The organism is Akkermansiaceae bacterium, assembly GCA_019634595.1.
Classification (GTDB): domain Bacteria; phylum Verrucomicrobiota; class Verrucomicrobiia; order Verrucomicrobiales; family Akkermansiaceae; genus Luteolibacter.
In genome coordinates, this window is record JAHCBC010000001.1 from 136,591 (window position 1) to 159,817 (window position 23,227).

At 63.3% G+C, this 23,227-nt stretch carries 17 protein-coding genes; 8 read left to right on the forward strand and 9 right to left on the reverse strand.

Translation table 11 applies throughout. The features are described from left to right. Positions 1 to 239: 239 nt before the first annotated feature. The gene (locus tag KF712_00630; protein ID MBX3739464.1) at positions 240 to 1,652 is read right to left on the reverse strand and encodes an alkaline phosphatase; all 1,413 of its coding nucleotides are present in this window, start codon (positions 1,650 to 1,652) and stop codon (positions 240 to 242) included. Between the two features lie 374 nt (positions 1,653 to 2,026). Between KF712_00630 and KF712_00635 the strand changes: the two genes are divergently transcribed. Then, complete coding sequence (locus KF712_00635) at positions 2,027 to 4,009, forward strand: DNA gyrase/topoisomerase IV subunit A (GenBank protein ID MBX3739465.1); 1,983 nt, start codon at positions 2,027 to 2,029, stop codon at positions 4,007 to 4,009. Positions 4,010 to 4,319: 310 nt separating this feature from the next. Here the strand turns inward: KF712_00635 and KF712_00640 are convergent, their stop codons facing one another. The 3 genes from KF712_00640 to KF712_00650 all read right to left on the reverse strand — a co-directional run bounded on the left by KF712_00640 (position 4,320) and on the right by KF712_00650 (position 9,416). Next, positions 4,320 to 7,046 carry an HAD-IC family P-type ATPase gene (locus tag KF712_00640; protein MBX3739466.1) on the reverse strand — a complete coding sequence of 909 codons (2,727 nt, stop codon included), beginning with the start codon at positions 7,044 to 7,046 and terminating at the stop codon, positions 4,320 to 4,322. Between the two features lie 3 nt (positions 7,047 to 7,049). After that, positions 7,050 to 8,348: a universal stress protein gene (locus KF712_00645; protein ID MBX3739467.1), complete on the reverse strand. Its 1,299-nt coding sequence runs from the start codon at positions 8,346 to 8,348 to the stop codon at positions 7,050 to 7,052. A 150-nt stretch (positions 8,349 to 8,498) separates the two neighbouring features. Then, a complete protein-coding gene (locus tag KF712_00650; GenBank protein MBX3739468.1) occupies positions 8,499 to 9,416 on the reverse strand; it encodes a LysR family transcriptional regulator in 918 nt (305 codons plus the stop codon). Positions 9,417 to 9,542: 126 nt separating this feature from the next. Between KF712_00650 and KF712_00655 the strand changes: the two genes are divergently transcribed. The 3 genes from KF712_00655 to KF712_00665 all read left to right on the forward strand — a co-directional run bounded on the left by KF712_00655 (position 9,543) and on the right by KF712_00665 (position 13,694). Next, on the forward strand, positions 9,543 to 10,502 hold the full coding sequence (locus KF712_00655) for a 1-phosphofructokinase family hexose kinase (protein MBX3739469.1): 960 nt from the start codon (positions 9,543 to 9,545) through the stop codon (positions 10,500 to 10,502). A 423-nt stretch (positions 10,503 to 10,925) separates the two neighbouring features. Continuing rightward, a complete protein-coding gene (locus tag KF712_00660; GenBank protein ID MBX3739470.1) occupies positions 10,926 to 12,245 on the forward strand; it encodes a hypothetical protein in 1,320 nt (439 codons plus the stop codon). Between the two features lie 135 nt (positions 12,246 to 12,380). Continuing rightward, positions 12,381 to 13,694 (forward strand): hypothetical protein, encoded by a 1,314-nt coding sequence (locus KF712_00665; protein ID MBX3739471.1) that lies wholly within the window; start codon positions 12,381 to 12,383, stop codon positions 13,692 to 13,694. 273 nt (positions 13,695 to 13,967) lie between these two features. Here KF712_00665 and KF712_00670 read toward each other — a convergent pair whose 3' ends face one another. Together KF712_00670 and KF712_00675 are read right to left on the reverse strand one after the other, a co-directional pair. Beyond that, on the reverse strand, positions 13,968 to 14,267 hold the full coding sequence (locus KF712_00670) for a hypothetical protein (GenBank protein MBX3739472.1): 300 nt from the start codon (positions 14,265 to 14,267) through the stop codon (positions 13,968 to 13,970). Positions 14,268 to 14,289: 22 nt separating this feature from the next. Continuing rightward, positions 14,290 to 16,110: an ABC transporter ATP-binding protein gene (locus KF712_00675; protein ID MBX3739473.1), complete on the reverse strand. Its 1,821-nt coding sequence runs from the start codon at positions 16,108 to 16,110 to the stop codon at positions 14,290 to 14,292. 14 nt (positions 16,111 to 16,124) lie between these two features. Between KF712_00675 and KF712_00680 the strand changes: the two genes are divergently transcribed. After that, positions 16,125 to 16,865, forward strand: coding sequence for a sulfite exporter TauE/SafE family protein (locus KF712_00680; protein MBX3739474.1), 741 nt, complete (start codon positions 16,125 to 16,127; stop codon positions 16,863 to 16,865). A 3-nt stretch (positions 16,866 to 16,868) separates the two neighbouring features. Here KF712_00680 and KF712_00685 read toward each other — a convergent pair whose 3' ends face one another. After that, positions 16,869 to 17,498, reverse strand: a complete 630-nt coding sequence (locus KF712_00685) for a site-2 protease family protein (protein ID MBX3739475.1) — start codon at positions 17,496 to 17,498, stop codon at positions 16,869 to 16,871. A 177-nt stretch (positions 17,499 to 17,675) separates the two neighbouring features. On the opposite strand from KF712_00685, the gene KF712_00690 reads away from it, so the two are divergent. Together KF712_00690 and KF712_00695 are read left to right on the forward strand one after the other, a co-directional pair. Continuing rightward, entirely contained in the window at positions 17,676 to 18,251 is a 576-nt protein-coding gene (locus KF712_00690) for a L,D-transpeptidase family protein (protein ID MBX3739476.1), read from the forward strand. A gap of 276 nt (positions 18,252 to 18,527) precedes the next feature. Continuing rightward, positions 18,528 to 19,949 carry an FAD-dependent oxidoreductase gene (locus KF712_00695; GenBank protein MBX3739477.1) on the forward strand — a complete coding sequence of 474 codons (1,422 nt, stop codon included), beginning with the start codon at positions 18,528 to 18,530 and terminating at the stop codon, positions 19,947 to 19,949. A 221-nt stretch (positions 19,950 to 20,170) separates the two neighbouring features. On the opposite strand, the gene KF712_00700 is transcribed toward KF712_00695, so the two are convergent. Both KF712_00700 and KF712_00705 read right to left on the reverse strand, forming a co-directional pair. Next, positions 20,171 to 22,303 carry a thioredoxin family protein gene (locus tag KF712_00700; GenBank protein MBX3739478.1) on the reverse strand — a complete coding sequence of 711 codons (2,133 nt, stop codon included), beginning with the start codon at positions 22,301 to 22,303 and terminating at the stop codon, positions 20,171 to 20,173. A 114-nt stretch (positions 22,304 to 22,417) separates the two neighbouring features. Further along, entirely contained in the window at positions 22,418 to 22,687 is a 270-nt protein-coding gene (locus KF712_00705; GenBank protein ID MBX3739479.1) for a hypothetical protein, read from the reverse strand. Positions 22,688 to 23,008: 321 nt separating this feature from the next. Here KF712_00705 and KF712_00710 point away from each other — a divergent pair, with 321 nt between their 5' ends. Then, the gene (locus KF712_00710) at positions 23,009 to 23,224 is read left to right on the forward strand and encodes a hypothetical protein (GenBank protein ID MBX3739480.1); all 216 of its coding nucleotides are present in this window, start codon (positions 23,009 to 23,011) and stop codon (positions 23,222 to 23,224) included. Positions 23,225 to 23,227: the final 3 nt, after the last annotated feature.

Genomic DNA, 23,227 nt, shown 5'->3' on the forward strand with positions numbered 1-23,227 from the left:
GGGTGACGTGCCTGTGCTGATGCGGCTTGTCAGGGGTGGGGGATCTGGTGGGAGGTTCGGTTGGGGAAGGACGCCAAGGACTGGAGCTGCTCTGTTTGATGATGCTCCAACGCATCGCTCGCTGTATCCGCCGCACAGACCATGCGGCGTCTTCCCTGGCCCTTTCGGAGAAAGCGCCTCCTTTCCGTCGGCGGAGCCGACGGGGGCATGGCGCTACGGGAGGAAAGCCAATCCTTTCCTCAGCCCAGCATCTCGATGATGTGCCCATAGACATCGCTGTTCCGGACCATGCCGGTGAAGCGGTCGCACTGCGGGCCGAAGGCGGAGACGAGCGTGGGGTCGGAGGTGTGGGAAGTGCCGGTCCAGCCGATGCCGGTGTGGTTTCCCTGGAACTGGCCGAGAAGGCCTTCCGGCTTGGCGAGTTGTTCGTTCCACTCGATGACCAGCTTCTTGGCGAAGATCTCCAGCAGGGCGGTGATCTCCTTGTCCTTCGCGTCGAATCCCAGGCGGTCCGACACCAGCCCCTTCATCGCTTCCTTGTCGTCCGGGCGGGCGAGTTTCGTCCACTCGGTGAAAAGGACTTCGTAGGAGGCTTTCTGTTTCGTGATGCTCTTGAAAAGCCCGTCCGTCCTCCGGTAGCCGCTTCCGGTGCCGTTGAGGCCCGGGTTGGCGTTGCCGTGGTCACTGGTGACGATGACGAGGATGTCATCCCGGCCCGCCGTGGCGGTGAGGACATGGGCGAGTGCGTCATCAAAGGCGATCTGTTCCTGCAGCAGCGCGCCGATGTCATTGCGGTGCGCGGCGTGGTCGATCCGTGCGCCCTCGATCTGCAGGAGGAACGGCTTGTCCCCTTCGAGGAAGCGGCCGAGAGCGGCCTGCGCCATCTCCGTCAGGGTGGGGACGGTGCGTTTCAGTTCATCGGACGCGTTGCGGTCGATGGAGAAGGGGATGTGGCCGCGGGAAAAGGTGCCGAGCAGCTTGGAGGACTTCGCGGCCAGCATGGCGTCGCGGTCGCCCACGACATCGTAGCCCGCGGCGGCGAACTCACCGGAGAGGTCGCGCTTGTCCGGACGGTCATCTTTCGAGAAGTAGCCTGATCCTCCGCCCAGCAGGACATCCACGGTCTTCAGATACTGGGTGGCGATTTCTTCCTCCCGCCCGCGCTCGGAGCACACGGCGGCGAAGCCCGCCGGGGTGGCGTGGGTGATGGTGGCGGTGCTGACCAGGCCGATGCGGACGCCCTTTTTCCCCAAGGCGTGGGCCAGCGGGACCAGCGGGCGGCCGTCCGGGCGGACGTTGATGGAGCCGTTGTTCACCCGCTCCCCTCCACCCCATGAGGTGGAGGCCGCGGCGGAGTCCGTCACCAGGGAACTGGCGGAGGCGGTGTCCATCAGGCCGCGGGCGGCCTTGCGGTCGTTCATCAGCTCCCACCAGCGGGTGCCGGAGTTCCGCGTGAGCCTGGACCATGCTTCCCCCAACGTCAGCACGCCGGGACTCATGCCATCGGACACCATGAAAATCACGCCGCGGACTTTCTTTCCCGCCTCCCCGGGAGCCTGGGCGGAGGAACGGGGCGCGGCGAAGGAGGCGAAGCCACCGGCGAGCGCGGCGGTTTTCAGCCAATCCCTGCGGGAGAATTCCGAACGGTTCATGGGACTGTTTTTAGGCCGGTGGACCCGGCACCGCAAGAACGGGGGTGCACTTTGTCGATACCGTCACGGGCAGGGGAAAGGATTGGGGAAAACGAAATGCGGAGGTGTGGAGGTCTCGGAGAGAGGCGCGGAGTTGAAAAAGATGGGGTTACTCCGCCGGAGAGCCGGAAATGATTTGGGGAAACCGCGATTCCCTCCGCTTCATTCCTGAGATTCCCGCATGGGTCCGCGCCTCTCTCCGAGACCTCCACACCTCCGCGTTTCGTTTGTGATCCTTCGCGGCTTTGTGGTGAAATCATTCTTCGGAACCCGGAGTGCCGGTAGTCTCACCCCGGGCTTGCGCCAGCGGCCCGGCTCACCTAAACGTCGCGCCCATGACCCACGACCCGGACCAGCATTCCTCCCTCAAGGGGATGTATTCCGACTATTTCCTCGACTACGCCAGCTACGTCATCCTCGAGCGGGCGGTGCCGCACCTCAACGACGGCCTCAAGCCCGTCCAGCGCCGCATCCTGCACTCCATGGACGAGCTGGACGACGGTCGTTACAACAAGGTGGCGAACGTCGTGGGCAACACGATGAAATACCACCCGCACGGCGACCAGTCCATCGGTGACGCCATGGTAGGCCTGGGCCAGAAGGAACTCCTCATCGACACCCAGGGAAACTGGGGCAACACGCTGACCGGTGACGGTGCGGCCGCCCCGCGTTACATCGAGGCCCGGCTGACGAAATTCGCGCTCGATGTCGTTTTCAACCCGAAGACGACCGAATGGCTGCCCAGCTACGACGGCCGGAACAAGGAGCCGGTCACCCTGCCGATCAAGTTCCCGCTGCTGCTCGCGCAGGGGGTGGAGGGCATCGCCGTGGGTCTTGCCTGCAAGGTGCTGCCGCACAATTTCAACGAACTCATCGAGGCGTCCATCGCCGTCCTGCGCGACCAGCCGTTCACGCTGGTGCCGGATTTCCCCACCGGGGGCATCATGGATGCCAGCCAGTATAATGACGGCCTGCGGGGCGGGAAGGTGCGCGTGCGCGCCCGTATCGCCACGGATAAAAAGGGCCTGCTGCGCATCACGGAGATCCCCTTCGGCACCACCACGGGGAATCTCATGGACTCCATCGTCGCGGCGGCGGACAAGGGGAAGATCAAGATTTCCAAAATCGAGGATAACACCGCGGCCCACGCGGACATCCTCGTCCACCTGCCAGCGGGAGCGGATGCGGAAAACACGCGCGACGCGCTTTACGCTTTCACGGATTGCGAACTCAGCATCTCGCCGAATTCCTGCGTCATCGCGGACGGCAAGCCGCAGTTCATGCCCGTCTCGGAGATCCTCCGGCGTGTCACCCTCCAGACGAAGGACCTGCTGCGGCAGGAACTGGAAATCAAGTTGGGTGAACTGGGGGACAAGTGGCACTTCAGCTCCCTGGAGAAGATTTTCATCGAGAACCGCATCTACCGGGACATCGAGGAGGAGGAGACCTGGGAGGGCGTCATCACCGCCATCGACAAGGGACTCACCCCGTTCAAGCCACTCCTGAAGCGGGAGGTCACCCAGGACGACATCGTCCGTCTCACGGAGATCCGCATCAAGCGCATCTCGAAGTTCGACTCGTTCAAGGCGGATGAGGAGATCAAGGCGCTGGAAAAGGCCATCGAGGAGACGGAGAAGAACCTCCGCAACCTCACCCGTTACACCATCCGCTGGTATGAGGAACTGATGCGGAAATACGGCAAGGACCGCGAGCGCCGGACGGAGATCTCCTCGTTCGACCGCGTGGACCGCACACAGGTCGTCGCCGCGACGGAGACGCTCTACCTCGACGCGAAGAACGGCTTCGCCGGCTACGGCCTGAAGAAGGACGGCGAGCCGCTGGAGAAATGCTCCACGCTGGATGACCTCATCACCTTCACCGGGGATGGCAAGATGCGCGTGTTGAAGGTGGCGGAGAAAGTCTTCGTCGGCCAGAAGCCGCTGCGCGTGGCGGTCCTGAGGAAAGATGAGGATCTCATCTATTCCATGATCTACCGGGACGGGCGTGATGGCCCCATCCTCGCCAAGCGTTTCCGCATGGGCGGCATCACCCGCGACAAGGAGTATGACCTCACCAAGGGCACGCCCGGCACCCGCATCCTCTACTTCGCCGTCCATAAGACGGAGGAGGAAAGCGCGGCGCAGATGCTGCTGGTCCACCTGAAACCGGTGCTGCGCATGCGGAATCTCATCCGCCCGCTGCCGTTCTCCGAGTTCGGCATCAAGAGCCGTTCCAGTGCGGGGAATCTGGTTACCAAGCACGCGATCGAGAAGATCGTCCGCGCACCGAAGGACTACGATCCGACACTGGGCGCGTAAGGAGGGAGGACATTGCGCCGGAGCCGCTATGTCCGCTGCGCTCCCATTCCTGTCCACCGGCTGCAATGGCGAATCATAAAGGATTACCGCAAAGCCGCGAAGGCCGCGAAGGTTCGCAAAGGGGGAGAGTTTGGATCGAAACGAAACGCGGAGGCGCTGAGGTCGCGGAGAGCGGCGCGGAGTTTCCGTTCATGGATCATGCTGGGAAGCACTGGCATTTTCCGCATCCCGCATCCTGAATCTCTTCCCTTCGCGCCTTCGCGGTGAATCTTTTCTGGCTCGCCAATGCCGCCGAAAGACAGGAATGTCCTCACTCCGGCGGGGCCTGGAGGCCCCGGTGGCGTCCGAAGCGCAGCCATTTCTCGAACTCCACGGCCATGAAGACCGCCGCGGAGACGAGCAGCGTGCGCATCCACGTTTCCACGCCCGGAGTCTGGAAGTGGAGGAGCCGGGCGATGAAGGGGATCCCCGTGGCGCATAGCTGGACGGCGACCATGGCCACGGCTCCGGCGATGGCCAGCCGGTTGGTCCACAGGCCGATGGCCGGCAGCGGGTGGTTGAGCGACCTGCAACTGAACAGATAGGCGACCTCCACCATGATGATGGCGTTGACGGCCGCGGTGCGCGCGCTGTCGAGGGTGCCCACGGAGTGTTCGTGGCTGAAGACCCAGAAGGTGCCCGCGATCATGAGCAGGGACACCAGCCCGGTCCGCATCAGCAGCGGGAAGGTCAGCAGGGGGCGCGACGGCAGCCGTGGCGGCCGGTCCATCAGGCCCGGCTCCCGCGGCTCGAAGACGAGGGTGAGGCCGAGGAGGACGGATGTCCCCAGGTTGATCCACAGGAGCTGCATGGGGAGCAGCGGCAGGGTGGTTCCGGAAAGGACCGCGAGGAGGATGATGCACGTCTCCCCCAGGTTCGTCGGCAGGGTCCAGATGATGAATTTCAGCAGGTTGTCGAACACACCACGCCCTTCTTCCACCGCGGTCTGGATGGAGGAGAAGTTGTCATCGGTGAGGATCATGTCGGCGGCTTCTTTGGCGACATCCGTGCCGGTGATCCCCATGGCTATGCCGATGTCCGCCTGCCTGAGCGCCGGGGCGTCGTTCACGCCGTCCCCCGTCATGGCGACGATGTGGCCGGTGGACTGGAGGGCTTTCACGAGACGGAGTTTCTGCTCCGGGGCGACCCGGGCGAAGACCGCCGTTTTCGCGGCGATGGCGGGCAGCCCGTCATCGGGTATCGCCTCAAGCTCACTGCCGGTCAGCACCTTCGTGTTTTCCGCCCTGGAGGCGAGGCCGATGCGGATGGCGATGGCCCTGGCCGTCGTCGCGTGGTCGCCGGTGATCATTTTCACCCGGATGCCCGCCTTGCGGCAGAGGGCGACGGACTGGATGGCTTCCTGCCGCGGTGGGTCGATCATGCCCTGGAGGCCGAGGAAGGTGAGTCCGGAACTGACATGCTCATGGGTCAGGTCCCCGGTGATGTCATCCGCGGGGCGGCGGGCGAAGGCGAGGACGCGGAGGCCTTGGGAGGCCATGCTTTCGACGGCGGCGCGGACGGCTTCCTTGTCGAGCGGGGCGGGGTTTCCATCTCCGCCGAGGGAGTCCGCGCAGCGGTCGAGCAACCGTTCCACGGCGCCCACCTTGTAGATCATCCGGCTGTCCGCATGATGGTGGAGGGTGGCCCGGAACATGTGGTCGGAGCCGAAGGGGATCATGTCGATGCGCGGGGAGCGCGCATGGCTGTCCGCGTGGTGGAGTCCCGACTTTGCCGCTGAAACGAGGAGGGCCGCTTCCGTGGGGTCGCCATTGATGGCATGGGAGCCATCCTCCCGGGGAGAAATGCGGGTGTCATTGCAGAGCAGGCCGGCCCGCAGGCACTCGAGAAGCGCGGGCTGGTCGGCGGGATCCACGCTGGTTCCATCCAGTGAGATCCCGCCGGTGGGTTCGTATCCACCGCCGGAGATGTGGAAACAACGGCCCCCGGCGAAAACCTGCTGCACCGTCATCTGGTTCTCGGTGAGCGTGCCGGTCTTGTCAGAGCAGATGACCGTGGTGCCGCCGAGCGTTTCAACGGCGGGCAGCTTGCGGATGATGGCGCGCCGTCTGGCCATGCGGCTGACGCCGATGGCGAGGACGATGGTCACGGCGGCGGGCAGGCCTTCCGGAATGGCTCCCACCGCGAGGGCCACGGCGACCATGAACATGGTGCCGGGGGATTCACCCCGGAGAACGCCGACACAGAACGCGAACACGGCGACGGCCAGGATCACCCACAGGAGGAGGCGGCTGAAGGAGGCGATCTTCCGGGTGAGCGGGGTGGAGATCTCCGTTGCTTCCGAGATGAGGCGGGCGATGCGGCCCGTCTCCGTGCCGTCCCCGGTGCCGAAGACGATGCCCTCCCCGTGGCCGCTGGTGACGAGCGTTCCCGCGTAGGCGATGTTCCTGCGATCCGCCAGCGCGGTGGATTCCGGAAGCGGTTCCGTCCGCTTGTGGGCGGGCAGGGACTCCCCGGAGAGCGCGGCTTCCGCGATGTGGAGTTCCTTCGCGTGGATGAGCCTCATGTCCGCCGGCACCAGGTCCCCCGGCTGGAGGAGGATGATGTCCCCGGGGACGATGTCAGCGGAGGGGATGCGGATCCTGCCGCTGCCGGCCCTCCTGGCGGTCGCCTCCGTGAGGATCATCTTTCCCAGCGCCTCGATCGCCTTTCCCGCCTTTTCCTCCTGGAAGTAGCCGATGACGGAGTTGGCCAGCACCACCAGCAGGATGACCGTGCAGTCCACCCACTCCCCGAGGGCGGCGGTGACCACCACCGCCGCGAGGAGGATGTAGATGAGGGGCTGGTGGAACTGGAGGAGGAACTTCCGCCATGCGGGCACTCCCTTGCGGGCGGTCACGGTGTTGGGGCCGTGGCGTGTGCGCGCGGAGAGGACCTGCGCGGGATCCAGCCCCGTGGAGGGATCCGTCCCCAGCCTGCCGATGGCCTCTCCGGCCGTGAGGTGGTGCCATCTGGCGGTGTCGCTTCCCGGTCGCGCCATCTCTCACAGGGGTTTTGGCACCAGGAGGACGGGACGGGGGGAAGATGCCGCGACTTGGGAGGCCACGGAGCCGAGGAGCACCTTCGACAGCGCGTTCCCTCCGGCGCTGCCCATGCAGATGATATCCGCCATCCGCCGCGCGGCGACCTGGAGGATGGTTTCCGCGGGGACGCTCCCATCCTCGATGATGGTTTCTATTTTCACCCCCCGCTCACCCGCGGACTCCGGGATCAGATCCTGGAGTTGCCGCGTCCCCTCCGGGAGGGAAACTCCGAACCTGTCCCTGACATGGAGCAGGTGGATGGTGGCCCCGGGTGATGCGATGGCGCAGGCATGCAGGATGGCATGGTTCGCCGCGTCCGAGAAATCCGTGGGGACGAGGATGTGGTCATAGACCGGGAGCGGGCGCGGCACGGAGGATTCCAGCAGCGGGACCACCGCCAGGTTGAAGGGGGAGGTGTGGAGGAGATCCACGGAAACGGATTCGTCGAACACGCGGGAGAGTCCATGGCGGAGACGGGAACCGACCACGATGAGGTCCGCCTCCGTCTGGCCGGCGATGCCGATGAGGGAGAGGTCCGCGCGGCCCCAGCGGGGTTCGATATGGATGGTGACGGGAAGATCTCCCAGGATCTCGCCGGTTTTCTGCTTCAGTTCGTTTTCCAGCAGCTTCTGGAGATGATGGGAATTCTCGATGAAGGAATGGCTTTGCAATCCCAGCCGGATCGCTTCGTCCGGCACCCAGTGGAGATAGGTGGCGGTGATCTCGCAGGGGCCGATCCCGGCCAATTCCTTCACCCATTGCAGGGGGATGTCCGCGATGGCGTTCGGCCCCACGGCGACGAAGGTCTTCAAAGGGCGGCCACCGGAGAGCCATTCTTCCAAGGAGGATGGATCGCGCAGGACCAAGGTGGGGATGCGGGAGTTTTTCACCAGGCGTTCGATCAGGCCTCCGGAAAACCACCGTGCCGGAGCGCTGCGCTTTTCCTGGGACGCGACGATGAGGAGGCGGGCCTGGGTTTCCTCCAGAAAGGAAAGGAGGGTCGAGGAAGGGGAACCGTCGAGAACGAGTTCCTCCACCAGCGTCCCGGATTGCCTGAGCCGGGTGGCTTCGGAATGGAGGCGGTGCTTGGCGGCGACATGGAGGGAGGAGGTGAGGGACTCATCCCCGGCGCGCGACGGCTCGCAGACATGGAGCAGGATGAGGGTTTCACCCGTCTTCGCGCAAAAGGCGGCGGCGGCTTCCGAAGCACGGGAGGATTCGGCGGAGAAGTCGGTGGCGCAGATGATGTTCGTTTTCATAGGTGGTGGTGTACGGGGCTGATGGGATGTGAAGGGCTCAAAGGATTCATCCTCCGGTTCACCGAACATATACGCCGGAGAGGGGCAACTCTTCGACGCGTAATCTGCCATTTCCGGCCCATATCCTGCCCTATCCCGCGTTATGCGGGGTTAGCGCAGCTCCGTCTGGATCCCCTGGAGGAGATTGGCGAGTTCCCTGCCGCCCTTTGAAAGAGGCTGCGCCCTCCGCTTCAGCAGGCTGATCGTGCGTTCCGGGTCGGGATTCGCGAAGCGACGGAAAACCAGCGAGGGGTCATTCCTCGTGCGTGCGGCGAATTCCGGAACGACTGCGAAACCCATGCCGGAAGCGACCATGGCCAGGGCCGTCCCCAGTTGGTCGCATTCCAGCCGGGCATCCAGGCGCTTGAGCCTACAGACTTTCAGGGTGCGGTCAGTGAGGCAGTGTCCGTCCTTCAGGTGGATGAGTTCCTCCGCCGCCAGTTGGTCGGGACGGGGGGCGGATTTCACCCGGGACAACGGATGGTTTGCGGGCAGGGCCAGCAGCAGGGGCTCCCTGAAAAGCTCTTTCGCATGGAGGGACCATTTTTTGAGAACCTGGGGCGCTACATCACTCAGCACCGCGAACTCGATCGTGCCATCGACGATCTGCTGGATCAGTTCGCTGGTGCGGGCTTCCTGGATCTGGAGGTCGATCTTCGGATACACTTCACGGAACGGCTTGAGCAGCTTGGGCAACAGGTAGGGGGCGATGGTGGGGATGATGCCGAACGCGAGTTTCCCCTCCTGGGTTTCGCGGCGTTTCTCGAAACGCTCCCGCAGTTTCCTCGCCTCATCGAGAAGCCGTCCGGCATGTTCCAGCAGGACCAGCCCGGCGCTGGTGGGTTCCACCCCGCGCGGCCTGCGGTGCACCAGCGGCTCGCCAAGCTCATCTTCCAGTGCCTTGAGCTGCTGGCTCAGCGATGGCTGCGCGACCTGGCAGGCCTTCGCCGCAGCGGTGAGTGAGCCTTCCCGGATGATGGCGGTGAAATACTCGAGCTGGCGCAGATCCATGGCCTGAGCTTTTTCCATAGATGGGGGCTATGGCAAGACGATGAGTGATAAGCATCGTCAATGATGGCGGGGAAGTGCCGTGCTTTTCTGTTCGCATCCCCGGCGGTCATATGGGGAGATGGCCGCAGGAAGATTCCAGCACCCATGGCAGACGTCGTCACCATCACGCTCAACCCCGCGATCGACCACACCGTCCATCTGGAGAGGTTCGAGCCGGGGAAGGTCAACCGGGTGGACTGGCATCACCGGCAGGCGGGAGGGAAAGGCGTGAACGTGGCGGCCTTGCTGGCCGCATATGGAGTTCCCTGCATCGCAACGGGATTTCTGGGGGAGGAGAATCCGGCCCTCTTCGAGGAGCTGTGCCGTGAGACCGGGATCGGGGATGGATTCATCCGCATTCCCGGAGAGACCCGGACCGGCATCAAGATCATCGGTGACAGGAGCACGGGCACGACTGACATCAACTTCCCCGGTCTGGCTCCGGATGCCGCTGGGTGGGACAGGTTGGTCCGGAAAGTGGGGGAGCTGGCGGCACCCGGGCGGTGGTGTGTGTTTGGTGGCAGCTTGCCCCCAGGAGTGGAGGTCGCTCATTTCCGTGAACTGCTGGAGATCGCCAGAGCGGCGGGAGCCATGGTGGCGGTGGATGCGAGCGGGCGGGTATTGGAAACGGCGATCGACATGGGAGTGGATCTGATCAAGCCCAACGAGCACGAACTGTCTGAGGTGATGGGGGTTTCCCCGGAGAGTCTGGTTGCGGATCCGGCTCGGATCCTCCGGTCGCTGGGAGAGAGCATCGGGCATATCATCCTTTCGATGGGGGAAAAGGGTGCGCTGTTCCGCACGGCGGACGGCACGCTCCATGCGAAGTCCCCGGAGGTGGAGGTCGTCAGCACCGTGGGGGCGGGGGATTCCCTGCTGGCTGGCTACCTCGCGGGGCTGGTGACCGGCCTGTCTCCTGCGGACCGTGCCCGGCTGGCGACGGTCTTCGCCTGGTCCGCGCTGGAGAAGGTTTCCAGATCCCTTCTTCCGGGGGATGAAATCCGGAGCCGCATGGAGCGGGTGGAGGTGCGGGACATGATGGGATCAACGGTCCGGTTGGGATGACGTCCCGTGATTCCACGATTCCATTCCATCCCGGATGCCATCGTTCGGATGCGCCGCCGCGGGGAGATTGGCCGTCCACCCCGCCGGACGCCCCAGGGCAGCCTCATTTCGGGAATCCAACCGCGAATGGACGCGAATGAACACGAATGGAAGGTGGGCCGATACCGAATTTCGAAGTGGAGCGGCGATTTTCCGAATGGAGAGCATGACCACCTAACCCTGATTCAGGGTGAATTCGCGTCCATTGGTGTTCATTCGTGGTTCGGATTTTCTGAAACAAGCCGACAAACATCCTGACAATTCCGAAATGAGATGGCCCTCCCTGACGACCCGCGTTTCATTGACATGGCATGATCATGCGGATAGTTGGTTTTTCTTATGTACTTCGGAAAGCTTCTGCCCCCGCTGCTATCCTGCGCTCTTGTGGTATTGCCTGCGCAAGCCAGCGAATTCGTGGAGAAGCTGAAGGAATCCGCCTCGGCTGAGATTGAGAAATCCGAAACCGACGCGCTTTTCAGGCAGGCGGAGCTTTCACAGAAGTATATGGCCGCGTTGAAAGCCTTGGAAGAGAAGATCAGGGCGACCGGTGATCTGGATGCGGTCATCCGGATCCGGGAGGAAGCTGACGCCATCACGAAGTCCGGAGAGGTGACCTCCCACGGGGACAAGGGCATCACCGAGCTGCGGGAGAAATACATCGCGGCCCGCGGCATCATCATGAAGGACGCGAATGCGGCGCGGACGAAGGTCGTGGAGTCGCTGACAAGAGCGGTGCGGGAAAGAGAAGCGGCGCTGACGAAAGCGGGCCAGGTGGATGAGGCGCTGGCGATCCGGAAGGAGGGGGAACAGATGTTGCTGGAACTTTCTTCCGGATTGGGCAACGACGGAGTGGAGTTCGCGGAAGACTCACGCGGCACGGAAGCCGTCGAGCTGAAGGAACTGAAGAAGATCAACGTGCCGACGACCGCGCCCGCTCTGTTCGAGAAACCATTCTCGATCAAGGGAACCTGGCTGGAGTCGATGACGCTTCCACCGCTGAAACAGAGGATCAGCGAGCAGGTGATCCTCGGTGACCGGGGCAAGAAGAAATGGCCGACGGTCGTGCTGCCGAAGGGGACGGTCTGGTCGGGCAGGGACACGCGGATCTTTTCCTCGGCAGCTTATATCGTGGCGACGAAGTCTTCTTTCGAGCGGTTGAAATTCCTCGGCGACTTGGCGTGCGACACTTATTTCGTGAATTGCTCGTTCGACCAATGCACCCTCAACCGCGGTGGCGGCTGGTGGGGTTGGGACCAGGCGTCGAAGTATTATCTCGAGAACTGTGTGGTCAGCGATTCCCTGGCATCCGCATGGAATGTGGTGGACAACGGATTCCGCGTGCGGACGAGCGTGTTCGAGAAGGCGGACATGCCGACGGTTTCTTTCAAGGACAAGGAACCGGCCAATTACCTGAACCATCCGTGGTTCAAGTTCGAGAACTGCCGCTTTGTGGGATGCAAGGTGCCGTCGAGTTTCGTCCTGGTGACGAGAGACTGCATTTTCCAGGATTGCATATTCGTGGATGATCCGGGCCTGAAGGAAGGCCAGAAGCCCATCGATGTGGTCATCTACGTGGGGCCGGGGGGAAGGTATGACATCTCGAAGCTGCCGAAGAACGTGACCATCACCCGGAAGCCGGACACGGAATGGAAAGGCGAAACCATCCCGACGGCCCAGGCGCTGCGGGATATGATGGGATTCTGATGGCAGGCATCCGTCTTCCATGGGTTCCTCACCTGGTGACCCGCGTTTCATTGACATGCCATGGTGGTGCGGATAGTTGGTTCTCTCATGTACTTCGGAAAACTTCTGCCCCCACTGCTGTCCTGCGCTCTCGTGGTGTTGCCTGCGCAAGCCAGTGAGTTCGTGGAGAAACTGAAGGAGTCCGCCTCCGCGGAGATCGAAAAATCCGAGACCGACGCGCTCTTCAAGCAGGCCGAGCTTTCGCAGAGATATGTCGCCGCGCTGAAGACGCTGGAGGAGAAAGTCAGGGCGACCGGCGACCTGGAGGCGCTCATCCGTGTCCGGGAGGAGGCGGAATCCATCACGAAGTCCGGGCAGACAACCTCCCACGCGGACAAGGGCATCGCCGATCTGCGGGAAAAATACATCGCGGCCCGTGATGTCATCATGAAGGACGCGAACGCGGCGCGGGCCAAGGTGGTGGAATCGCTGGCGAAGACCATCCGCGAGAAGCAGGCGACGCTGACGAAGGCGGGCCAGGTGGACGAGGCGCTGGCAGTCAGGAAGGAAGGGGAGCAGATGTTGCTGGAGCTTTCCGCCGGGATGCAGAGCCAGGGGGTGGAGTTCGAGGAGGACTCCCGCAGCACGGGTCCGGTCGAACTGAAGGATCTGCCGAAGATCGAGATCCCGTCGGTGACCCCGCCCTTGGTGGAAAAGCCCTTCGCCCTCAAGGGGAGGTGGCTGGAGTCAATGACCGTGCCTCCGTTGAAGCAGCGGATCAGCGACGGGGTGATGATCGGCGAACGCAACAAGGGACAGTGGGCCAACATCATCGTGCCGAAGGGAACGGTATGGTCCGGCAAGACCAACATCCTCACCAACTGGGGCACCATCGTGGCGACGAAAGCCACTTTCGACGGACTGAGTTTCCTCGGGGATCATGCCTGCAAATCCTTTTATCTGAACTGCTGGATCAACGACTGCGGATTCAACAAGGGCGGCTGGTGGTATGGCGGGGATCAGGCGACGAAGTTCTATTTCGAGAACTGCATCGTCACGAATCGGCTCGCCCTGGCCTGGAACGTCGTTGATGTGGGCTTCCGCGCTCGGGCCTGCGTGTTCGAAAAGGTCGATCTGCCGCCGATCTCATTCCGTGACAGGGAACCGGCCAACTACCTGAACCATCCGTGGTTCAGGTTCGAGAACTGCCGCTTCGTCGATTGCAAGGTGCCGTCGAGCTTCGTGCTGGTGACGCGGAACTGTATCTTCCAGAACTGCATCTTCGTGGATGACCAGGGTCTGAAGGAGGGGCAGAAGCCGATCGAGGTGGTCATCTACCAAGGCCCCGGCGGACGCTATGACATCTCGAAGCTGCCGAAGAACGTGACCATCACCCGGAAGCCGGACACGGAATGGAAAGGGGAGACCATCCCCACTGCCCAGGCGCTGCGGGACATGATGGGGTTTTGATGGCGGGGATGTCATTGCGGCATAGCCGCTATGTCCGCTCCACTCCCATTCCATGGCGGCCGGCGGCGGACAGCGGCCCATGCCCATGCCTTGCGGTGATCGGTGGCCGACCGGTTTCCCGTGTGAGAAATTGGACCGCGGAATTCATTCCGCTTGGCTTCGCTGGCTGGATTCTCCGGGGCGGAATGAATTGCCTGACGGCTAGCCTGTTTGACTTCGTATCTCCAAATAGTTCGCTAACGCTCACTTCGGATTCCGCGGTCCCAGCCACTTTCAAAGCTCGAACTCACCGTCGTCATCGATTCCGCGCCAGCCGATCTGGCCGAAGGCGCGGAAGATGGACGGGATGGGCTCTTCCTGTTCCTCACCCTCGCCGTGTTCGATGGTGGCGGAACGGCTGAGACCGCGGTTCGACTCGATGCTGATGACGGTGGTGTAGCCTTCCAGATGGATCCAGTCCCCCCATGATTTTTTTTCGTGACGTGGTTCCAGGTCCTGTTTGCGGAGGGCGGCGAGAACTTCGGTGATGGTGCTGGGGGCTTCTTCTTCCGGGAGTTGGAGCAAGGTTTCCATGTGAGGGAGTTGAGAGGGATTGTCAGTCTTGGGAGGTTTTTTCAGGGACGGAAAGCGTTGCTTCGCAAAGCCGCGCGTAGGCACCGTTGGCCGCGATCAGTTCTTCGTGCGTGCCTTGTTCGATGAGGCGGCCGCGGTCGAGGACGCAGATGCGGTGAGCCTTCTGGACGGTCGAAAGCCGATGGGCAATGACAAAGCAGGTCCGATCGCTGCGCAAATTTTCGAGCGCCTGCTGGACGAGCCTCTCCGTGCGGTTGTCGAGGGCGGATGTCGCTTCATCCAGCAGCAGCAGCGGCGGGTTCTTGAGCAGGGCGCGGGCGATGGAGAGACGTTGCTTTTCGCCTCCTGAGAAGCGGCTTCCCCTTTCCCCGGCGATGGTGTCGAGACCTTGCGGGGAGCGGCGGACGAATTCGGCGGCGTTCGCCAGTTCGAGTGCCTTCCACAGTTCTGCATCGGTGGCGTCCTTTTTCGCCAGCAGCAGGTTTTCCCGCAGCGTGGTGTTGAAGAGGAAGTTGTCCTGCGTCACGTAGCCGGTGTTGTCGCGCAGCCACTCCTTCGACAGGCTGGAGAGCGGGTTGCCATCGATGAGGATACGGCCGGAGGTGGGTTCGTAGAAGCGGGTGAGGAGGTTGAGCGCGGTGGACTTGCCCGCTCCGGTGGCTCCCACCAGGGCGATGGTTTCCCCCGGCCGTGCTTCCAGCGTGAGATTGCTGACGGCAGGGGCCTCGTCGGAGTAGGTGAAGGAAACGTCCTCGAAATGGACGTGCCCTTTCATCGTGTCCGGCCGGAGGCCGTCGGTGAGGTGGGTTTCGTCCGGAGTGTCCAGGATGGCGAAGATCCGCTTCGCGGAGACGATGCCGCGGGTGAAGGTCTGGGAGAGCGCGTTGATGCGGGAGATGGGATCGAACAGGAAGCCCCAGGCGACCAGGAAGCTCATCACCACGCCGGCGCTGATCTTTCCCTGGATGGTCCACAGGGTGCCGAACGCGAGCATGAGGACGATGCCGGACTCCGCGATGAAGGAAACCGACGGCCACACGATGGACTGGCCGCGCATCACGTTCATCTGCTTTTCCCCCACTTTCCGCGATGCCTGATCGAAGTTCATCAGGGCCTCCGGCTCCACGGTGTAGGCCTTGATCTGGCGGATGCCGGAAAGGTTGTCGTGCAGCAGGGCATTGAGCGCGGAGGAGGCCTCGGAGGATTCCCTCCACTTCGGCTCCGCGCGCTTCGCCCACCAGGTGGTGATGATGCCGATGAGCGGCAGGGGGATGAGCGTGACCAGCGTGAGCTGCCATGAGTGGAACAGCATGTAGCCGATGACAATGAGGAACTGGAGCGCGGCGGCGACCGCTTGGTCGATGCCTTCGATGATGACGCGGTTGGTAGCGGGCACGTCGTCGGAGACGCGGGACATGATCTCTCCGGAGGAGTTGGAGTCGAACCATTTCACCGGCAGCCGCTGGAGCTTGTCATAGAGTTCCACCCGGATGAGGTGGGTGAGCTTCAGCTCCAGCACGTTGTTGAACCAGGTGCGCAGCGTGAAGAGGAGCTGGCGGGCGAAGATGGCCCCCACCACGATGGCCGCCGTGGGCAGGATGAGGTCCTGCCGCTTCTGCGGGATGATCGTGTCGATGAAATACATCGTCGCCCCCGGCAGGGCCAGGAGCAGGCCGGTGCAGGTGACCGCCATCACCAGGGACACGGCGCTCCGGCCCGGGAAACGCAGGGTGTGGCGGAGGATGCGGCGCAGCATGGTGGAGTGGGACGGGCGGATCCGCAGCGTCGTCTTTTCCGGGAAATTTTTCAAGCGCGAGTGGACGGACACCGGGCGGATGATCAAGGATCCGCGGCGAGATGTTGTCGGATCCCCGTGTCTATGCGCTGGCGCTGTTGGCGGCCCTGTGCATCGGTCTGTCGAAGTCCGGCTTCAGTGGCATCTCGATGATCTCCGTGGTGCTGCTGGCGGACATCTATGGGCCGAAGGCATCGGTAGGGCTGGCGCTTCCCCTGCTCATCGTGGCGGACCTCCTCGCCTATCCTGCGTTCAGGAAATTCGGCTCCTGGGCACCGGTGTGGAAACTGCTCGCACCAGCGTTGATCGGACTGGGCCTGGGGTGGTGGCTGCTGGGTGCCATTGATGACAGGCTGGCGCGCAAGGTCATCGGCGGCTGCGTGCTTTTCATGGTGGTGGTGCAGGTTTTCCGGAGGATGAGGCCGGTGTTGTTCTCGCACCTAGGGGAGTCACGGGCGTTCGGTGCGGGGGCGGGTGTGCTGGGTGGATTCGCGACGATGCTGGCGAACGCCGCGGGTCCGGTGATCCAGCTCTACCTGCTGGGGCGGAAGATCCCGAAGATGGAACTCATCGGCATCGGCGCGCGATTTTTCCTGCTCATCAACATCCTGAAAGTGCCGATGAACACGCGGCTGGCGCTCATCACCCCGGAGAGTCTTTTGGAAAATGCGAAACTGCTGCCAGGTGTGGTGGTGGGGATCTTCGGCGGCCGCTGGCTCATCCGGCATGTGCCGCAGGAGGCGTTCGAGTGGATGATCGTGGGCTTCGCCACGCTCGCCGCGCTGCGCCTGCTTTTCTGGTAGATCTCAGCGCCAGCGCGTCTCCCGCAGCGCCTGCCCGGCCTGGAAGGCGAACATGCCGAGGAGGATGGCGAGGATGAACAGCCCGATCTTGAGGGCCAGCAGACCGACCACGACCGCCGTGATGATGGTGATCCAGAGGGTGATGCGGATGCGCGCCGGTCCCAGCACGGCATTGACCAGTTGTCCGCCGTCCATCGGCAGGACCGGCAGCAGGTTGAGGACAGCCCATGCGACACTGACCCATCTCAGTGAGCCGAGGAATGAGAAAATCCCTTCATTGTAGGGCAGACGGTGGAGGAGTACATGGGCGATGAGTGCCAGTACCAGTTGGGCGGCGGGGCCACCGGCGGTGACCAGGAAATTCTGCGGGCGGGACAGGCGTCCGGCGGGGTAGGTGGCGTAGCCGCCGAAGGCCTGGAGGGTGATGGAGGTGGGCAGCTTGTAGTGTTTGATGGTCAGGGCGTGGCCCAGCTCATGCACCATGATCGAGATGAATCCGGCGAGGATGAAGAGAGCCAGTTTCAGAAGCGCCTCCGGAGTATTTGCGTGGATTGCACCTCCCAGCAAAGCCATGGTCACCCAGAAGAAGGGCTGGACTGCGACGGGGATGCCGAAAATGGAAAAATGGATCATGGGGCGGGCCACTGTTAGGCGTGATGGCGGGGATGCGCAAGGCCCGCGGCAAGAGAGATGCCGTGACGGCAAAGTCACGCGGCCTTGACCGGGGAAGGGTCCGGGGGTAATGGTGCGCGGCGGCGGCCACTGGCTGGAACGCTGCGAAACCAAGCCTTTTTCCCGTCACCTCTCCCCATGCGCCGAGTTCTCACCAATCTCCCAGGGCTTCTTTGCCTCCCCGCCGCCCTTTCGATGCTCTCATGTGCGCCGCCGAACGAGCCGCCCAGGCCGCTGCCGAAGGCGGAACGTGTCATGTACCAGTGGTATGATGACGGCGGCCCCGGCGAGGTGACCGTGACCATCAACCTCACCCAACAGAAGGCCTACTTCCGCCGCGCCGGCCGCGAGGTCGGCTGGACCTATGTGGCCACCGGCAAGGAGGGGCATGGAACACCGGGAGGCACCTACAAGATCACCGAGAAGATCGTGGACAAGTACTCCAACCGCTACGGCTGGATCGAGGATGAATTCGGCAACGTGGTGAACGGGGACGCGAAACCGAGCACCCGCAAGGGGCCGGGTGAGAAATACGTGCCCGCCCCCATGCCTTACTGGATGCGTCTCACGTCCTACGGCATCGGCATGCACGGGGGCCTCATCCCCCGGCCGGGCGAACCCGCCTCCCACGGCTGCATCCGCCTGCCGCACGAGTTCGTGCCGGTCCTCTTCGACAATGTGCGGGTCGGCACCCCCGTGCGGATCGTCTATTGATCTGTCCGAGGCAGGGACCGCATTCCATGCGGTCCGGTGGGCGGCGGCGGAAGAAACCCCGTGATGTCCTGGATATGAATACGCAACTCCTCCAGGTGATATGGGCGGCGCGTTGTGGTACGGCGGCATTGGAGGAGGGCGGTGCCGTCCCCCACCTGACCGCATGGAATGCGGTCCCTGCCTGAAGAGGGCGGCATGCGCGGCGGGAAATGCCGGCCTCGGTCTGCAAGGTTTTCCCGTCCGGGCGCGTTTTATTCCTTTCCCGAAAATCCGCCCATGAAAACCAACCGCCGCCATTTCCTTGGCAAGACCCTCGCCGCGTTCGGAACGCCAGCCATGATCTCATCCGCCGCTGCGGCCTCCGCGGGCGATGGGAAGACGTTCGCCATCCCGGCGGAAAACGCGCCGCTCACCGGGGATGCGGATGTCATCGTCTGCGGGGCCGGGCCAGCCGGGGTCACCGCCGCCATCATGGCCGCGCGGGCCGGGGCGAAGGTGCGGCTTTTCGAATGGCGCGGGTGCCTGGGCGGCATCTGGACCGCCGGGTTGCTGGGATATTTCCTGGATTTCGCGAAACCGGGCTTCGCCAGGGAACTGCGGACGAAGCTGGAGCAGCGCGGTGCCTACACCGGCAGCAGCGCCGGTTCCTTCAGTTACGATCCGGAGGCGCTGAAGCTCCTGCTGGAGGAACTCTGCGTGGAGGCGGGCGTCACTTTCCAATACCACACCCGCGTGGCCGCCGCCTTCAAGGAAGGGCGGAAGATCACCACCATCATCACCGACTCGAAGGCGGGCCGCCAGGCGTGGACCGCGCCCGTCTTCATCGACTGCACGGGTGACGGGGATCTCGGCGCACTCGCGGGCTGCACCTTCGCGCTGGGAGATCCCGCCTACGGCGATGCCGCCACCTGCCCGTGCCAGCCCATGTCGCTCAACGCGCTGCTGATCGTCCGGGATCCGGAGAAGCTGCGGGAGTTCATCCGCTTCGGCAAGCCGCTGGAAGGGGAGAACAGCAACGGCGAGAAGAAGCAGGCCATCCGCAGGGAGATCCAGAAATCCGGGCACTATCCCTCCTACGGCTCACCCACCCTGTGGCATGTGAAGGAGAACCTCCTTTTCGCCATGTTCAACCATGAGTACGGCGTGAAACCCTTCGATCCCGCCGCGGTCACCCGCGCCACCGTGAACGCGCGGGCTGAAATGAACAAGATGATCGACGGCTTGCGCGCCCTCGGCGGTGGGTGGGAGGGTCTGCGGATCGTCGCCACCGCGGAGCAGATCGGCGTGCGGGACGGCCGCCGCATCGCCGGACGCTATACCGTCAACACGGAGGATCTCATCGGCGGTGCCCGCCATGATGATGCGGTGACCCGCGCCACCTTCGGGGTGGATATCCACGCCACCACCGGGGAGCACAATGAGAAGAAGTCCTCCACCCACTCCACCGGCATCAAGGTGAAGGCGTATGACATCCCCCTGCGCGCCCTCATCGCGAAGGATGTGGACGGGCTGATGATGGCGGGCCGCTGCATCAGCGGGGATTTCGTCTCCCACTCCAGCTACCGTGTTACTGGAAACGCCGTAGGCATGGGGGAGTCAGCCGGTGTCGCCGCGGCACTCGCCGCCGCATCCGGGAAGCTCCCGCACGAAGTCGCATGGCAGGAGGTGAAGGAGAAGCTGGAGGCGATGAGGGGGTGATGCAGGATTCAGGATGCAGGATGCAGGATGTAAGGAGGGTGGACACTCCTGTCCACCGGCGGCATTGGCGAACCAGGAAAGATTCACCGCGAAGACGCGAAGGATGCGGAATTCAGGATTCAGGATGCGGAAGATGCCGGTCTGAAGACCAGCGCTCCCAGTATGACCCATGACCCATGACCGGAAACCCCGCGCTCCTCTCCGCGTTTCGTTTCAACCTCTCACGGAATCTTTCCGAAAAGCTCCTTCAGCACATCCGGTGACAGCAGTTCGGGTGTGATGATCGGCTCCGGCTGGCCGGGGATGTAGAGCACGTTGACGGGGATGGCGGTGCGACCGAGTTCCTTGAGCTTCGCCTCGATCTCCGGGTTCGTGTTGGTCTTGTCCGCTTTCATGGCGACGACCTTCTTGTCCTTCATCAGCTTCACGATTTCCGGGGGATAGGCGCGGCTCTTGTTGAGCTGGCAGGTGAGGCACCACTTGGCGGTGAAGTCGATGTACACCGGTTGTCCGCTGGCCAGCAGGCTTTCCATTTCCTTCTGGGTCCATGGATGCCATTCCACTTTCTGTTTTTCCTCACCGGCCACCGGCACCGGGGCGGGCCATGGCCATGCGGCGGCGATGCCTCCGAGCAGGAAGGCGAGGGCGACCACACGGGCGGCCAGCCTCACGGCGACCTTCCGGAACGGTTGCGTCCAGCGGCCATAGATCCATGCGGCGCAGGCCACGCCGCTGAGGCCCAGCATCACCCACAGGCCCTTCTGGCCGTCGTTGCGGTCGAAAACCTGCGCGCCATAGATCCACAGGAACACCCCCGCGGTGGCGAACAGCAGGAAGGACATCCCTTGCTTGAACGATTCCATCCACGGGCCGGGGCGCGGCAGGCGCTCCACCAGGGAGGGGAATGCGGACAGCACCAGATAGGGCAGGGACAGGCCCAGCGCCATGAAGGTGAACGCGGTGAAGAATGGGACAGCCGGCAGGGTGGCTGCCGCGCCGATGGCCACGCCGAGGAACGGACCGGAGCATGGCGTGGCCACCAGCGTGGCCAGCACACCGGAGAAGAACGTCCCCGCGACGCCTTGCTTCCGCGCGAGGCTGCCACCCACACCCGTTGCGGAGGTTCCGATCTCGAATACACCGTAGAGGTTCATCCCCAGCAGCAGCATCACGAGGAGGGTCACACAGCTCACCCGCGGGTCCTGGAGCTGGTTCCCCCAGTTGGTGATCTTTCCGGCGAACAGCGCGAGCGCCAGCACCCAGAACGAAATGAGCACGCCCAGCGCGAAGATGAGGCCGTGTAGGACGATCTTCTTCCGGTCATGCCCCGCCTGCTGGACGAAGCCCATGATCTTGATGCCGATGACGGGGAAGACACACGGCATGAGGTTGAGGATGAGGCCTCCCAGGAACATGCCGCCGAGGATCAGCGGGAAACTCAGGCCCGCTCCGCTGGCAGGGGACGGGGAGTTGATGGCCGCCGCACCCGGTGCCGCAGAGAGATCGGTGATGGCCGTGCTGCCGATGGCGACTGTGGCGATGCCATCGGTCTTGGAAACGAGGATGCCGGAGAACGAATCTTCCTGCGGGACAGCCTCGCCGATGAAGTCTTCCGTGATTCTTTTCAGGGGCACGACCCACGTCTCTCCGTCACGGGTGACGGTCGCCGGATCGAGGCCAGGCTGGACGAATGGTTGGTCAGAAACGAAGTCGAAGTTGAAGGAGGTGAGGGCACGGACGGCGTTCGATTTCGGAGTCAGCCGCAGGGCGATGTCCTGGCCGTCCTTTTGTGCGGCCACCGTCCAGTCCAGGTTGGGCGCGGGGATCTTCGCGCGGGCTGCGGAGAAAAGGGCGGCGTGCGCCGGGTCCGCGGCGGCCTCGCCCGCCACCGGCAGGGTCAGGGTGAAGGTCTTTTTCTCGTTCACACAGGCGGTCTTGCAGATCTGCCAGGTTGCCTTCGCGGTGAGGGTGGCCGTTTCACCGGCGGCGATGGCCGGAGAGGGGGTGATCTCGATGAGGAACACCGGACTGTCGGAGTAGATCAGGCTCCTGCCCGCAGGCCCGTCCTTGATCTCCGGCACCGGCCACTGGATGGGACCGGCGGTGAATCCCTCCGGCAGCGTCCAGTTGATGGCGGGCGGGATCTCGATGCCGCCGGAATTTTTGTAATAGCTGTGCCACTCCGCGGGGTGGGTGAGCTTCATCGCCACGGTGAACGGTTTGCCGGGGGCGATGGCGCTGGTTTCCGGGACCATCACCGCGGTCGTGGACGAACCGCCGGGCAGACCGAACTGAGCGGGGGCGGGGAGGCTGGAACCGAACAGCAGGAAGAGGGCGGCGAAAAGTCGGGGCATAGGGGATTTCGGAATCGACTGGAGTTAAGAGGCCCCGGCGTCACAAATCATCCAAAAAAAGAAGACGCCCGGATTTCCCGGACGTCTCCCCACTGATATAGGCCGGAAGATGGCTCAATAGCGGTAGTCGCGGTCGCGGTAGTAGCGGCGCTCCTGCTGGTCGCGGTTGTTGCCGATGGCACCGCCAGCCACGCCGCCTGCGGCGGCTCCCAGGGCGGCACCTTCCAGACCGCGGCCGGACTGGTGGCCGATCACGCCGCCGGCTACGCCGCCGAGGATCGCGCCTGTCGCTGCGCCGCGCTGGGTGTTCGGGCCCATGTCCGCGCAGTTGGAAAGGGCGAGGGCTGCGATGATGCCGCCGATGGAGAGTGAGATAGGTTTCATGGTCAATGGTTCTGGATTCGGTTGAAGTTAGAACCATGTGACATCTTCTCAAGGGGATTTATTCAACGGATGGAAAAATCATTTCCGGCCGGGCCGCCCCCGGGTGCCAGGGAGGCGGTGGAGTCGGTCAATCCGGGGAATCATCCCGCTTTTCTCCCGTGAAAACGGGATGGGGAGACGGCTCCTAACAAAGAACCCTAACAGCGGGGAGGGAGGGGAATTTTTCCCGGCCGTATTCCAATAAAAAATAGGGCGGAATGCGGAAGCGCGTGTATAGATGGGATTATGGCAAATTCAAAAGCATCCTTCAGCCTTCCATCCTTGATCGCGCTGGTTGCGGCGATCCTGATTTTCGTCGTCGGCAACGGCTTCCTCGTGTTTCTTCTCGCGGGGGTGGCCATCATTTTCGGCCTCCTGGGCATCATCCTTTCGCTCGCCCCGAGCGTGCGCGGAGGTATCGTCAGCTTCCTGGGCATCGGCGCCGGTTTGATCGGCGTGATCATGGCGATGGTGAAGCTGCTGCAGGCGATATTCTGATTC

Excerpts from the sequence above, each read along its gene's own strand:
- KF712_00630 (MBX3739464.1), bottom strand. The coding sequence starts at position 1,652 with ATGAACCGTTCGGAATTCTCCCGCAGGGATTGGCTGAAAACCGCCGCG.
- KF712_00635 (MBX3739465.1), top strand. The coding sequence starts at position 2,027 with ATGACCCACGACCCGGACCAGCATTCCTCCCTCAAGGGGATGTATTCC.
- KF712_00640 (MBX3739466.1), bottom strand. The coding sequence starts at position 7,046 with ATGGCGCGACCGGGAAGCGACACCGCCAGATGGCACCACCTCACGGCC.
- KF712_00645 (MBX3739467.1), bottom strand. The coding sequence starts at position 8,348 with ATGAAAACGAACATCATCTGCGCCACCGACTTCTCCGCCGAATCCTCC.
- KF712_00650 (MBX3739468.1), bottom strand. The coding sequence starts at position 9,416 with ATGGAAAAAGCTCAGGCCATGGATCTGCGCCAGCTCGAGTATTTCACC.
- KF712_00655 (MBX3739469.1), top strand. The coding sequence starts at position 9,543 with ATGGCAGACGTCGTCACCATCACGCTCAACCCCGCGATCGACCACACC.
- KF712_00670 (MBX3739472.1), bottom strand. The coding sequence starts at position 14,267 with ATGGAAACCTTGCTCCAACTCCCGGAAGAAGAAGCCCCCAGCACCATC.
- KF712_00680 (MBX3739474.1), top strand. The coding sequence starts at position 16,125 with ATGTTGTCGGATCCCCGTGTCTATGCGCTGGCGCTGTTGGCGGCCCTG.
- KF712_00685 (MBX3739475.1), bottom strand. The coding sequence starts at position 17,498 with ATGATCCATTTTTCCATTTTCGGCATCCCCGTCGCAGTCCAGCCCTTC.
- KF712_00690 (MBX3739476.1), top strand. The coding sequence starts at position 17,676 with ATGCGCCGAGTTCTCACCAATCTCCCAGGGCTTCTTTGCCTCCCCGCC.
- KF712_00695 (MBX3739477.1), top strand. The coding sequence starts at position 18,528 with ATGAAAACCAACCGCCGCCATTTCCTTGGCAAGACCCTCGCCGCGTTC.
- KF712_00700 (MBX3739478.1), bottom strand. The coding sequence starts at position 22,303 with ATGCCCCGACTTTTCGCCGCCCTCTTCCTGCTGTTCGGTTCCAGCCTC.
- KF712_00705 (MBX3739479.1), bottom strand. The coding sequence starts at position 22,687 with ATGAAACCTATCTCACTCTCCATCGGCGGCATCATCGCAGCCCTCGCC.